Source organism: Pseudomonas sp. MH9.2 (assembly GCF_034353875.1).
Taxonomy (GTDB): domain Bacteria; phylum Pseudomonadota; class Gammaproteobacteria; order Pseudomonadales; family Pseudomonadaceae; genus Aquipseudomonas.
This window is the reverse complement of the sequence record NZ_CP133784.1, coordinates 3,129,698-3,143,181: the sequence shown is the minus strand read 5'-3', so window position 1 is coordinate 3,143,181 and position 13,484 is coordinate 3,129,698. Positions and strand designations below refer to the sequence as shown.

The window sequence follows — 13,484 nt, the reverse complement described above, 5'->3', positions numbered from 1 at the left end:
AGGCTATGCCAGTGCCCAGCAGATGAGCCTTGCTTATGAAAGTAGCTGATCGCTTTGCTTTGGGCTCATATAGGCGTGCTGCTGCGTCCAGTCAATGCTGGAAGGCGACCTACCAGCGCGGAGTGGGTATAGCCAGGACGCTTGACTGCAATGCTTGAGATCAAGGTAGTAGTTGGGGTGGTGGTCCCACATCGCAGATTCGTCAATCGGCGCCGTACAGTTGTATTCGCTGAATTGCACGTTTTGATTCTGATTGAGAAAGTTGACGAAACCTTCCAGGCAGCTATGGCCACCACCACCCATATGACCATTTAGATAAAAGCGACCGCTATACCCCGCGGCAATGCTTAGTTTGTCGTCCTTGCATCTGAATATCAGCAAGGTACCGTCATGCCGGCCTGGATTGCCTTCGGCATCCTCAGAGGTGCAGAGCCGGACCAGCTTGATATTGATACCGGTGCCCCTGATAGCTGGCTCGAAAAACTCGCGATAGTCCCCGCCAATTTCTGGGTATGGAAACATAGAGCTAGAGCCGTTGATAAGCCACTCCAGACTGCACCCGTAGCGGTCAGCAATACGTTTGGCCAGATCAAAGGGCAGCGCTTCACGACCGTCGATGCAGTTCATCAGCGTTGCCGGCGACGGTTCCCCCAAGGCCAAGGCCAAGTGAGGGAAATCGCTGCGCTCGCCCCAGGAAAAAACGTTGTCTTCGCGCAAGCGCGCAAATAGCTTTTGCAAGCGCTGGCCTGTAGAGCGCTGCCAGGATTCACACAAGGACGCCGCCTCAGGCTTGGGCGCGTTGAGAGATTCAAGGTAGCGCGCCAGGCCAAACCGGGTTTCCCCCTCTAGCGATCGTTCATGCCTGGCAGCTGACTGGAGCAGCAGCTGGTGCAAATTATCAGGAAAGTCGCGAACGCTTAATCTGGCCATGGACGATACTCGCTGTCATTTTGAGGGCATTTTGCTGTCGTGGCGGCATAATAGCGACAAAATGACAGCAAGCGCTACCTGTTGCGACTTGATCATTACCTTGCTAAGGCCAGATAGCAGATTGAGTAAGAGGCGGGTTTGCATCCGCCGCCCTCTTGTTGAGGTTTATGCCGAATTGATCTACTTAGCGGCTTACCGGCTCAAGACTGCCCCATCTCCAAATTGGCGCAACTCCCGCAACTGCAATGTTTCGAGAGTCACGCTAGGTCAGTGACATCTCGGCCTTAGGGCAATTCCGCGTCAGCGACAACATGTGGCGGCAGGCCGGCTCCAGAGGCGTTGAGCCGATTTATGGTTGGGAATGATCATTACTTGACCAATGTCAGAAATAAATACAAACTTCTGACATTAAATTCGCGAGAGTTGCTTAAGCCCTATGAAGACCCTCCCCGAATCGATCCTCGAGCACAGCCGACGTCTGCCTGAGGGTGGCTTGCTGAGCGCCAAGGAGTTTCTGCACTTGGGAAGCCGGGCCGCCGTAGACCAGGCGCTGTCACGATTGGCGAAGGCTGGGAAGCTAATCCGTGCGTCTCGTGGGCTTTACCTAGCGGCCATCACCGATCAAGGTAGGTATGTAACGCCGGCGATGGAAAAGGTTGTCAGTGCTCTAGCCTCGAAGAATCAGGAAGACATCGTCCTTGATGGGGCGCGTTCCGCAAAGATGCTGGGCCTGTCGGTGCAAGTGCCGAGTGGGGACGCGTTTCTCACCAGTGGGCGCGCTCGGACGCTTCAAGTGGGAGAAGTAACGGCTGAGATCAAGCACGCCCCCCGCTGGATGCTAGCGCTTGGTTCCACGACCGCCGGTGCTGTAATTCGAGCCTTGGCTTGGTTGGGAGAGCGGCGTATAGGTGAGGTAATGGAAACGCTGCGTATACAGCTGACTCCCATCGACTGGCAGGCGTTGAGCTCGGTGCGGTCGCTACTGCCATCTTGGATGGCTCTGGCAATCGGTCGAGAGGTGGGGTGACAGGTTGCAGCTCGGCGGAATTTCGGGAGGGGCCATTTAAGACCACTCCAACATGAACTAGGCTACGCCGCCATGCCAGCTGCCCGGCTCCTAAGTGTTAGCACGTGTGTATACAGATGTTGAATTGGGAATGGAGTGCCTGATTATGAAAATCAAAATGCGAGACAAGTTATTGGAAATTATGTAGTCGCGACAGGGTTTGTCGAAGTCTATATAAGTTTATAAATCAATAACTTAGAAGGTGGTGATTATGGCAAATGGAAAAATTCTCCGCCAGCTGTTCCGAGCAGGTACCGCTGGCGATGCCGATGCGTTTCGTCTTGCCTCTAAAGCGGTTATCGAGGAGGAGCGGCAGAAGCAGCATCATCTTCTGGCTAACGATCTGGAGCAGATCCTTTACGGCAGCGATTTAAATCTCAAGGCATCCAGTAATACGCCGCGAGCTCACTACGACGTTCCCGTAGACAAGGAGCGTGGTTTACCGCTGCTTGATATAAGAACTCCAAAGCGCTCTCTTGATGAAGTGATACTTCCCCCCAGCAGTTCCGCTGCATTGGAGGAAATCCTCGAGGAGAACCGGCGTGCTGATGTGCTGCGCAGCTACGGCATGAAGCCCGCAGGCAAGGTGATTTTCTTCGGCCCACCCGGCTGCGGAAAGACGCTAGCCGCAGAGGTCGTAGCCTTCGAGCTTGATCGCCCTTTAGCTATCGTCCGCTTGGATGCATTGATGTCCTCTTTCCTGGGCGAAACGGCGGCCAACCTACGCAAGGTCTTCGATTTTATTGCCCAACATCCGTTTGTTGTTCTCTTCGATGAGTTCGATGCAATCGGTAAAGAACGTGGTGATAGTGGCGACCATGGCGAACTAAGACGTGTTGTAAACGCGGTCCTTCAGATGATGGACTCATACGAAGGTCTTAGTTTGATCCTGGCGGCTACCAACCATGAGAAGATTTTGGACTCTGCCATTTGGCGACGATTCGATGAGTCGATCGAGTTTCCGCTTCCGGATGAAAAGCAGTTGAAGGAAATCTTGTTGCTGAAACTGCGAGGGATCCGTCGTCAATTCGAGATTGACGACAAAGAAGTATTGAAGGAGTTTAAAGGTAAGAGCGGCGCGGATATCGAGCGGGTTATTCGCCGCGCCGCCAAGCGGATGATCCTGCGAGAGCAAGAGTTTCTGACCATCAAGGAGCTTAGAAGCGCTCTTGTGCGGGAGGACCTCAGAAAGTCCTAAAACATAAATTTTCAAGGAAGAAGCGGTGGCAACCTACAAGCATCTGAGCATTACACGGGAAGTTCTGGATAACTCGCGCCGGACCAAGAGTCCCCCTCACTTCGTCACCCGGGAAGATAGGCGCGGTCACGGTCAAAAGCTCAACGCATATTTCGCCAAAGCGGAAGGGTTAGCCAAGAAGCAGATCGGCTCGTCAGACAAATCCCCTTACGTTCTAAAGCTGGAGTACGAGGGCGCACTTACCTTCGCCAACCTGAATACACATGGGTTGGAATTTGTTAGCCAAGAAGGCAAGCAACTTTGTGTAGTGTTCGCGAGTGAGGAAGGTCTAGCCAAATTTACTGCTCATCTGCAAAAGCTGGGTGTTATGGACTCGGGGTTGACCCATCGCCAGATTCTGGAGGCTATTGCAGGTGTAGATGCTTGGTCCGCAGAAGATCGGAAGAGCTGGGCTCTTAAGAACATAGGGTTACCGGACACCCCCACCTTCAAGCTCGATGTCGAACTGTGGCCTATTCAGGTTGCGCATCACCCGAGTCGTGTTCTGCTCACCACTTCTTTCGAGACCTGGCTTGCCTCCGAGCACATCAAGAAGCTCGACAGGATCAATCTGGACAGCCTCCTCATGTACCGGGTCGAGGTGACTCCTGTGCAAGCACAGTTGCTGCTGAACCAGCGCGATGTTCGCCTAGTGGACCTCATTCCAGCCACCGGGATTAGCATTCAACAGCTGAACCGAGACATCAATGAGTTGCCTCTCAACATCCCGGCGCCACCCAATGACGCAGCCCGCGTCTGCATTCTAGACAGCGGCATCAACGGGAATCATCCCCTCCTGAAGCCTGCAATGGCTGAGAGCGCCTCGTTCGTCGATGAAGAGGGGGATGCAGATGAAGCGGGTCACGGCACCGCTGTGGCCGGCGTTGCCCTGTATGGCGACGTGGAGGGCTGTAACAACTCCAATTTCTGGAAGCCGGAGTTCTGGCTTTTCAATGGAAAAGTCATGAAGAAATGTCCGCATACAGGTAATGCGGTCTACGACGAACTCACACTCGAGGTATCGCTGACGAAGGCTGTAGAGCATTTCGTCGAACTCGGCTGCCGGATCTTCAACCTCTCGCTGGGCAACAATAATGCTCCCTACGATGGTGCGCACGTCAGAGGACTAGCCTACATCCTGGATGTTCTTTCCCGGAGGTACAACATCTTGTTCGTAGTCTCTACGGGCAATTTCTGTGGCTCCGAAAACCCGCCGGTCCCAATCAATAGTTGGCGCGACGAGTACCCGGAGTACCTAATCGCTGCCCAGAGCGCAATCATTGACCCCGCACCTGCAATGATGGTGTTGACTGTGGGAAGCATCTCCCGGCACAACGCCACGATTGATAGTCAGAAGTATCCGGAGATTTACCAACTCTCACCTGCTTCGGAAAACCAGCCATCTCCCTTCACGCGGCACGGTCCGTCGGTAAAAGGCGCGATCAAGCCCGAGCTCGTTGCGGCCGGCGGCAATCTCGCCAGTCCTATGAGGCAAGCAAACGCGCAATGGGCGCCACACATGCGGGGGTTGGGTGTGTTAACGCTCAACCACCAGTGGACGGGGAATACCGTCTTCAAGGAGATCAGCGGAACTAGCTTGGCGGCGCCGTACATCACTCACCTAGCCGGGCGCCTGCTGAACGCGTACCCAACGGCGTCAGCGAACATGCTTCGCGCAATGCTGGTCAATCAGGCTTATCTGCCGGATGCGGTCACCTCGACGTTTTCTGAGGAGTTTCGAAAGAGCTACAAGAAGGCGAAGGCCACCTGGAACCGTGACGTAGAAAGGGATGTAGCCGGCTATGGAGTGGTGAGTGAGGCTGATCTTTTCAGGTCTTCCGATAACGTCGTGGTGTTGATGTCGGAGGAAACTATCGAGAACGACGGATGCCAGTTCTTTGAACTGCCGTTGCCGGAGGACTATTTGCGCTCCGCTCGAGGGACGCGAGAGCTTTCAATAACACTGGCTTACTCGCCAGTAGTCCGGACTACCCGGATTGAGTATCTGGCTACCCAGATTTATTACCGCTTGGTCACAGGCACCTCGCTGGAGGAGGTACAGAAACACTTTAGCCAGGAGATGAAAAAGACGACGGAGGTACTCAAAGAGGCCAGGGACACAAATCGCGACATTCCCGCCCAGATGAGAAACCACGGTACGGTTCAGTCTTCTCGCTGGACGTTCAAACAAGGAAAACCTGGCGAGAAGTGGTTTGTGGTCGTAGTCAGGCAGGATCGTGACTGGAATCCCTCGGCCGCAGAAAAGGAACAGTACTCGCTGGTGGTTACGGTGGCCGACCGAGACAACGAGCGGGCTCAGCTCTACACCCAAATCCAGACGCGAATAGATCAGCAGGCTGTGGTCAGGGAGCAGCAAAGGGCCAAGATGACTGCTGTTCGATTACAGAATCGGGGGTGATCAGCATTCGATGTGATTCCTCTCCAGTAGGTATCCCCTAAGCCTGCGGGATAATGCGATCTCCGACGGATTCGTACGGCCAGTTCCCCGGGCTTGCTGGATGTATCTATGATGGGTAAGGCGAATGGCCACTCCCGCTGCGCTCCTTGAGAGCCAGGTGAGGCGCTACAAACGAATTTCGCCTTACTCATAGATGACGTTCAGAGGATACCGGTCGGTGAAAATTAGAAAGATCGTGATCAAGAACTTTCGAGGGGTGAAAGCGCTTGATTGGAACGTGCCAACAGCCGACATTTTTTGCCTCATAGGCAAGGGCGACTCCTCAAAATCCACAATCCTGGAAGCCATCCGGTACACGTTCCATCCCCAGTGGAATCTGGCTCTCAGCGACTCAGATTTTTACCAATGCAAGATCGCTGACCCCATCGTCATTGAGATCACAATCGGGCATTTGGCAGCGGATTTCTGTGCACTCAATAAGTACGGGCTTCACCTACGGGGCTGGGACGCGGCAGCTCAGAAGCTTCATGACGAGCCAGATGATCATTTTGAAAGCGTATTGACCGCCCGGCTTACCGTCGAAAAGGACCTGGAGCCGAAGTGGACAGTCGTGTGCGATCGCAATCCTGACGGAGTGCCGTTCAAACAGGTAGACAGAAACAAGGTCGGCGTGGGCCTCATCGGAGTATTTAGCGAACGAGAGCTTTCCTGGGCAAACGGAACTGCTCTTGCCAAGCTTACCGCGGCGCAGAGCTTGAGCGAGCTATTGGCCAATGCATCGAGGACCGCGAGGAGTTCGCTCGATGTCGACCGGGCTGTCACCCTGACAAATTTCGACACCGCAGCAACCAAATCGCAAGAGATTGCGAAGCTGTTGGGTGTCCCGGTTCTTGACGGATACAAGGCACATCTCGACCTAGCTTCCATCAATCTGAAAATCGGCGGCCTGTCCCTGCATGACGGCGAAATCCCGTTGCGGCAGTTAGGTCTCGGGTCTCGCCGCATGCTTCAGTGCGGAATCCAGAAAGCAGGGCTGGAGGAAGGCCACATTACCTTGTTCGATGAGTTGGAGTTTGGCCTGGAGCCTCATCGAATTACACGTCTCATCAAGCACATCAGAGAGGACAAGCGTGGGCAGTATTTTCTGACCACTCACTCGCCCATGGTGCTTCGCGAACTTACAGTGCAGGACCTTCATGTCGTCCACAGCAAGGGCGGTGTTGTGACGATTATTTCCGCTGCCAAAAAGGGTCTAGAGGAGCATGAGATTCAGGGGAAGATCCGCTCAAACGCTGAAGCATTCTTGTCGAAGAAGGTCATCGTGTGTGAGGGTGCGACCGAGGTCGGCTTCCTCAGAGGGTTTGACGATCATCAAGTTGAGAATGCGCGAGACCCATTTTCATACCACGGTGTGGCGCTCCTGGATGCTAGAGGTGCCGGAAATCTAAAGGGTATCGCAAAGGCTTTTCAGTCGCTGTGCTACGACGTGTCGGTACTTGCTGACGGCGATGCGGAAAAGCTTTTTTCACCTGCCGATGCGGCTAATCTTGCGGCTATCGGAGTTCCAACGTACCTATGGAGCGACCAACTTTCCCTCGAAGAGCGGGCGTTTCAGGATCTACCTTGGGTATATGTTCTAGCCAGTTTGAGGCTTGCCCAAAATGAACTCTCCTACCCTGTGTACGACCAAGTGAGGACCCAGTATCAGGAAGCGCTTCCCGAAGACCTGGGCGCGTGGCCAGATAGCCTTAAGCTGAGGGCTGCCATTGGTGCTGCAGCCAAGAACAAAAACGCGGGTTGGTTTAAGGACACGACCAGAGGCGACTTGTGGTTTAAGACAGTGTCCCCGGCGTTCAAGGATCCGGTGTTTGGAAAAACGAATCTCGCCTTGGAGTTGGGAAAACTTTGGGAGTGGGCAGAGCGTGTCTGACGATCTCGCAATCAAGCTCAACGACTGCATCACCAAAGGCTATGTGATCGCGCCTGCTGGGTTTGGAAAGACCCATCTCATTGCGATGGCGGTGCGAGCGTCCAGTGGCCGACAGCTTATCCTGACGCACACTTTTGCCGGCGTGAACTCGATTAAAACCAAAATGGCGTACTTGGGCGTTCGTGCTTCCCAGTACCAGGTCGATACGATCGCTAGTTGGGCACTTCGAATCTGTCTGGCATACCCGAAGGCATCAGGGTGGAAAATTGAAAACCCGACCAGCAAACAGTGGAATAAATTGTACGAGTGCTGCTCCCGTTTGCTGGAGAAAAGGTTTATTCGCGATGCCGTGTCGTCCAGCTATATAGGTCTTTACGTCGACGAGTACCAGGACTGCTCGGACTTGCAGCATGACTTGGTCTGCAGCCTGGCAGAATTTCTTCCAAGTCGACTCTTGGGCGATCCCCTGCAAGCCATATTCGATTTTGACGACGGCAAGCCCGTTGATTGGGAAGCCAGCATCTACCCCGAATTTGTTTGCTTGGGACAGCTGGAGGTCCCTTGGCGGTGGATCAACGCGAAGAGTCCAGCCCTTGGCGAGTGGCTAAAAGAGGCAAGGCGAAAGATTGAGCTCGGCCAAAAGATTGACCTTCTGGCCAAACTGCCACCGAGCGTAATTAGTGTTCACTCTCAGCCCGAGTATCTAGCCGCTAAACAGTACTCAGCTCTCTGTGGGCTGTTGAACCATAATGAGAGCGTCATCGCCCTGCACGGTGGCGATCAGCAGTCCAAGAACAAAACGCATCTCTTGGCGAAATCCATGGCCGGACGCTTTTCGTCAATCGAGGAAATCGAAGGGAAAGATCTGCACTTATTCCTCAAAAAGCTTGGGGCTGTAAAAAGCGCTCAGGATGGCTTTCTGCTCGCCGTAACGTTTGCGATGAAATGCTTCACAGGCGTACCTGGCACGCTAACGGCAGGCACAAGACGAGGCGAGGTGACCAAGCTTCGCCAAACTACCAAATATCCGCTGGTACTCCAGGCGGCGAATGACTATTTGTCTGACCCGTCGAGCAGCTATCTCAAGGCATTCTTTCAAACCTTGAAGAGCAACCCTGAAACTTCAGCCTATCGCCGTGACTTACTCTATCGTTTCTTGAGCGTGCTCAAGATTCATGTTGATGGCCAAGCCGCGACGCTCGTGGAGGCCGGTATTCTTTACCAGCGCGAGATGAGGCATTCGGGGCGGCCGATCAGCCATCGTAAGCTGATTGGAACCACATTGCTGGTCAAGGGCCTTGAGTATGACCACGCCGTCATTCTTGATGCCGACTCGCTTGATGCGAAGGATTTGTACGTCGCAATGACCCGAGGAGCGAAATCTCTCACCATCATCGGGACAGCTCGGCATCTACCTGCTTGAATGCCTATTCAGTTTTGGACATCTCGGATCGGTCACCAATATCCATCGTTCAGTACTTGCACAGGAGCAATATTCAATATGGAAGGCGAGATGAATGAATTGGAACTGAGGCCTCGGGTGTTCGCCTCCGACCTCATCCAGCTCGGCGATATTGTACTGACAACCACGCCCGAACCCATGAGCAAAACGATCCGTAAGGCCATCGGCGCGGACATCTCTCACGCTATGATTTGTGTGGGGAAGTCGAGTGTGATCGATTCTACTGGTGACGGTGTTCATGCACGCAATCTCGAGCGGATGATACTTGAGCCAGGCTGCGCTGGGCACGTTCTTCGACCGATTGTGCCCCTGACTACTGACCAACTGCACTCTGTTATCACCTTCGCCAGAGCTGCGGTTGGTACTCGATACACCAAGATCGGCGCCGCCAAGAGCGTGTTGGCTGGTTTTGTGGCCGGTCGGAGGCAGTTCTGCTCGCGATTGGTCGCGCAGGCTTATCATAGGGCCGGTGCAAACCTAGTGCCGGATGCTGACTTTTGCCATCCAGGGGAGTTACTGAATAGCGCCGCGCTTTTTGAGGTTCCTAATGTGCTGAGAGATCTCAATGCGGAAGAAGAGGCTCGCTGGCGTGAAGATATTGACCACGTTCAGGCTATGCGGGATTCAACCAATGCCTTGCTTCGGGAAGCCCGAAAGCTGTCCTCTGAGATTGAATCACTCAACGACATTGATGCATACCTAGTGGACCATCAGGAGGCAGATGATCACCTAGTACAAGCTCTGAGAACTTCAAGGTATCTGGAACTGTGGAAGGATGAGTTTGAAAGGAATGCTTGGCAGTATCACGTCTCCTTCATGGAGGGATCCGAAAGCTGTGCGGAGTACAAGCAGAGATACTGTGAAGAGCTGCTGGCAAGCGAGAAGTTAGGGCAAAACCGTTTTGTCCTGAACCATGCGGGCTACGTGACCGTGAACGCATTGCATCCGCGCCAATATTTCGCTCTGAAGATAGAGCTGTACGAGCTTTTGACACAGCTACATGCTCGTCGCATTAGGGCGGCAACTACTTGGCTTGAGCGTAAGGGGCTGCTTGAGCCGGAGCCTCGCACTCTGCTTCGTCCGCACACGCCAGAATGGTTCGCTTCGCTGCGCGAGTGGGACCCAAAGCAGGCTGCGATGACGGAAGCGGCCATCCGGGTAGCGGGAAGTTTGGATGTGTGCACTATCTGTGCAGACGAACCCGTCTGCGATTATGTCCTCTTGAGTCTCCCACCGGCTGGACCTGGGACGTGTCGACTTTGCGATGACTGCTTTCATATCCGCTCCGTTGACGAACCAATGAAGCCTTTCTAGCCGCAATCCCCCGACGGCAACGAAAAACCCAGTTGATGTAAGCTATTTTCGGCTTTTGACCGAGGGGTGGAATGGTAGCGTAACGTACTAAATAGTCCGGAGCGGTTCTCGATTCGAGCAGGGTAAGACGATTATCAGTACGGGATGGTTAATTGCACCCAACCTGACCACGCGTTGGCAATGCACTTGCCCACTCATTTGAATTCGACTTGATCAGTCGTTTGCATCGGACTCCAGCCCGCCGCACGCCAAGGTAACCACTCTGTGCGGTCGCTGCTTTAGCGTTGCCACCTGGTCTTAACCAAACGGCTTTACGGCCTCAATCAAGTCGTTGCGACTGCCCATGTTCGACATGCCGAATGAGTGTTTTCAGTCGTGATGCCGCACGCAATGACCGTCCGCGCTCACGCGGTTGCCCGGGGGCAGGGGGTCGGCAAAGCGCTCATTCAGGCAGCTATAGAAAGAAGTCATGCACTGGGCTCTTAGTCAGACAAAGTGCTGATAACCTACAGCGCCACTATTGGGCCATTATTGGGCCAACGTTCTCACACCATGGATGGAAACATAGCCATGAATACACTGCTCACAGCAGCTTCGGACCAAACCCGTGGTATTACGCCACCAAGCACATGGCAAGAATTCCAGAGTTTCTGCGTGGACGCTTTTCCGTTAGTGCAACACAAATACAGCATAGGTCGTCGCCCGACTGTCAATTACTGGGTGTCGTCGGGATACGGAAAAAACGGTGACACCCAGAACGGCGTGGATATTTTCGACCATTTTTCACCCGCGACAATGCAATGCAAGCGGGTCGAAAAATTCAATCTAGCACATCTTCAAAAAGAGCTTCGAGCCTTGGAAGGCTACCACGCGCCTCTAAGTGCGCATTTCATAGTCACGTCACTCGAGGAAACAAACCAACAGGTGAGCAAATTCGTGACACAGCACAATTCTGCCTTAGAGGATGATAAACATCCCGGACAGGTGCCTCCCATGCTGCCCGCGGTACGACTCCCAAAGCTGTATTTGCTGAACTGGCCGGAGATCAGAGCGATTCTGTGTACCGATTTATTCTTGGCATGGAAGTGGGGTTTTCACTTGGCCCACCCGCAATACCACAACTTAAACGGTGTAGATCTCAAGACCGTGATCGGCGCCGCCAGCACCTTAGGGTGTTCGTTGCCCCCGGGTGGGGGCGGAAAATCTCCCAGAGTCCTGGATGCGATCAATGTTCTTACTCAATCGTTGGATGCCATCGCTATTGCCTCGCTGGGCGAAACAGAGAAAGTTGCTTCCTCAACAATCTTTGGAATGAGGGAGTTTCTCGAACTCATGGGTCAAACGCGGGACATGGCGCGAGCGGTCAGACCCTCGTTAGCACAGTGCGAGAGTTTGGATGGTGTCAGCAAGCGCAACGGACTTAAAGCGCTCAACCACATCGTAACTTTTCAGGCGCGAATTGAAGCGTACAAATACCTGAACCGACTCGAGGGCATGATCGAACGCCTGGTCCGTAATCTCGATCATGAGCATTTTTTTTCATACGGGCAGAAAGAATTCCACTATGAGGAAATGTCCGTCTGGGATACGGACGAGAGTACCCGATACTACAATTTTTCCGACAGCAACACGGAAACACCGCCTTGGTACATTCCAGGGCAGCGGCTATTGCAAGATGCACGTTTCATTGCAAGTCAGATCCGCAAGGTCAGGGTGAACATACCGCCACCAAGATTTGATTTTGATTGAAAGCCCTTCCTTGTTCATTTCCATTTTCGCTTTGGATGACGTTTACTTCTGGCCCCAAGTAAGAGCCCGCCTCGATATGGGTTTCTCCTACTGGCGTATGGATCGGCAGCAAGGCCAACGGTATCGGAATGTGTTTGGGTTTTCAGAGGAAGCATCAAGGCAAGGGGCAGCATTGAACCGACTAGACGCTAGCTGGGTAATCGCACTCCACTTGCCCATTCATTTGCATTCGACTTGACCACTCGTTTTCACTGGATTTGACTAGCAAACTGGGTGGCCGTGACCGGCAGAAGTTGGCCAAAAGCGGACAATTACGCGGGATTAGGCGTCAACCGATGCGGCAGCAATGCTCGATCTCACTTGCTCGCAGCTTCGGTACATGGCGTAGTCGCCAACTGTCTTATTCGCTCATTTCTTTGGCATGTTGCTCGACGTCGTAGAGACCGCCAATCGAATGAAGCGCCTGCTCCGCATGGCCATGTGCAGATCAGAGAAATTGCGACGGGCATGCGCCATGCAGCCTATTTCAGTAATGCCCAGCTCGAAACCGGCCTTGTAACCCGCGAAGTCATCGCAGACCAGCTTGCCGTTCCACGTGCCTAGGAAGTTACGCGCATATTCGCCGGCACAGCTCGAGCTGAAGTCGTAGACCACGGCCTTGAGTGCCGAGAATTGCGTGCTGCTGTAGGCCCAGACACAACCCAGAATTGACGTATCTCTAATATCACCTGAAAGGTACTCATCCCCGGCCCGTTATGGCAGTGCAATATAAGAGGTGCGTTGCTTTCAAAAGGAGTGGCCTCTCCATCGGGCACCCGACGGCCTGAGGGATTCTCGACCGTGGTAGCTCCATTGTGCTTGCGCTCGGCGCATTAGCTGTTTTTAGATGGAAAAAATATTTAAAATCAATACGTTGTAAGTTTACGACAGACTTTATTTAGTAGGTCGAACGGCAACAGCTCACAAAATTGGTGTTGCGACAGACTTTATTTCTGATCAGCCCGCAGGCTAGCCCCTGTAATTGCTGGGCTCGATCCGACAGACTTTATTCAGTAGGATCAACCGTGGTTATAGACAATAAAAACTGTCGCTGAGTAAAAAACTGTCGCACTAGGAGGAATGACGCGCGGGCGTCCCTCCTGGCGCTCACAGCAACCTCTTAGTTTGCAATTGAAAGACTGTCGCAGAACGCTGATCTTGTTCTGATCAGCGCTCATCTTCCGGATGTTGCTCCCTTGGGGGCAGTACGCCTTCCCCGCACATCTTTGCCAAGATTTGGCCCCAATAGCCCGAATTTTCATTCGGGCGCGGGCGGCTGGACTGAGCGCGAGCACTCATCTCATACCCAAACGTGCACGATGCCACCGGCACAAAGAA

Annotated in this window: 8 protein-coding genes and 2 pseudogenes; 7 read left to right on the top strand and 3 right to left on the bottom strand. The window is 53.5% G+C overall.

From position 1 onward, the window contains the following. Positions 1-33: 33 nt before the first annotated feature. Both RHM55_RS14760 and RHM55_RS25950 read right to left on the bottom strand, forming a co-directional pair. On the bottom strand, positions 34-717 hold the full coding sequence (locus tag RHM55_RS14760; RefSeq protein WP_322177088.1) for a hypothetical protein: 684 nt from the start codon (positions 715-717) through the stop codon (positions 34-36). 150 nt (positions 718-867) lie between these two features. Continuing rightward, a pseudogene (locus RHM55_RS25950) lies at positions 868-930 on the bottom strand (hypothetical protein); the annotation flags it as partial. Positions 931-1,366: 436 nt separating this feature from the next. On the opposite strand from RHM55_RS25950, the gene RHM55_RS14755 reads away from it, so the two are divergent. The 7 genes from RHM55_RS14755 (at position 1,367) to RHM55_RS14725 (ending at position 12,107) form a co-directional block, all read left to right on the top strand. Continuing rightward, positions 1,367-1,957, top strand: coding sequence for a DUF6088 family protein (locus RHM55_RS14755; protein WP_322177087.1), 591 nt, complete (start codon positions 1,367-1,369; stop codon positions 1,955-1,957). Between the two features lie 250 nt (positions 1,958-2,207). After that, entirely contained in the window at positions 2,208-3,194 is a 987-nt protein-coding gene (locus RHM55_RS14750) for an ATP-binding protein (protein ID WP_322177086.1), read from the top strand. 25 nt (positions 3,195-3,219) lie between these two features. Beyond that, the gene (locus RHM55_RS14745) at positions 3,220-5,652 is read left to right on the top strand and encodes a S8 family peptidase (RefSeq protein ID WP_322177085.1); all 2,433 of its coding nucleotides are present in this window, start codon (positions 3,220-3,222) and stop codon (positions 5,650-5,652) included. A 217-nt stretch (positions 5,653-5,869) separates the two neighbouring features. Beyond that, on the top strand, positions 5,870-7,582 hold the full coding sequence (locus RHM55_RS14740) for an ATP-dependent nuclease (protein WP_322177084.1): 1,713 nt from the start codon (positions 5,870-5,872) through the stop codon (positions 7,580-7,582). Further along, on the top strand, positions 7,575-9,005 hold the full coding sequence (locus RHM55_RS14735) for a UvrD-helicase domain-containing protein (RefSeq protein WP_322177083.1): 1,431 nt from the start codon (positions 7,575-7,577) through the stop codon (positions 9,003-9,005). The genes RHM55_RS14740 and RHM55_RS14735 overlap by 8 nt, the downstream gene beginning before the upstream one ends. Before the next feature lie 90 nt (positions 9,006-9,095). Beyond that, a complete protein-coding gene (locus RHM55_RS14730) occupies positions 9,096-10,358 on the top strand; it encodes a YiiX/YebB-like N1pC/P60 family cysteine hydrolase (RefSeq protein ID WP_322177082.1) in 1,263 nt (420 codons plus the stop codon). 570 nt (positions 10,359-10,928) lie between these two features. After that, positions 10,929-12,107 carry a hypothetical protein gene (locus RHM55_RS14725; protein WP_322177081.1) on the top strand — a complete coding sequence of 393 codons (1,179 nt, stop codon included), beginning with the start codon at positions 10,929-10,931 and terminating at the stop codon, positions 12,105-12,107. Between the two features lie 403 nt (positions 12,108-12,510). Here RHM55_RS14725 and RHM55_RS14720 read toward each other — a convergent pair. After that, a pseudogene (locus tag RHM55_RS14720) lies at positions 12,511-12,803 on the bottom strand (IS66 family transposase); the annotation flags it as partial. Between the last annotated feature and the right edge of the window lie 681 nt (positions 12,804-13,484).

What these genes read in the sequence shown, in the direction of transcription:
- RHM55_RS14755 (WP_322177087.1), top strand. Translation starts at nt 1,367, where the DNA reads ATGAAGACCCTCCCCGAATCGATCCTCGAGCACAGCCGACGTCTGCCT.
- RHM55_RS14730 (WP_322177082.1), top strand. Translation starts at nt 9,096, where the DNA reads ATGAATGAATTGGAACTGAGGCCTCGGGTGTTCGCCTCCGACCTCATC.
- RHM55_RS14725 (WP_322177081.1), top strand. Translation starts at nt 10,929, where the DNA reads ATGAATACACTGCTCACAGCAGCTTCGGACCAAACCCGTGGTATTACG.
- RHM55_RS14750 (WP_322177086.1), top strand. Translation starts at nt 2,208, where the DNA reads ATGGCAAATGGAAAAATTCTCCGCCAGCTGTTCCGAGCAGGTACCGCT.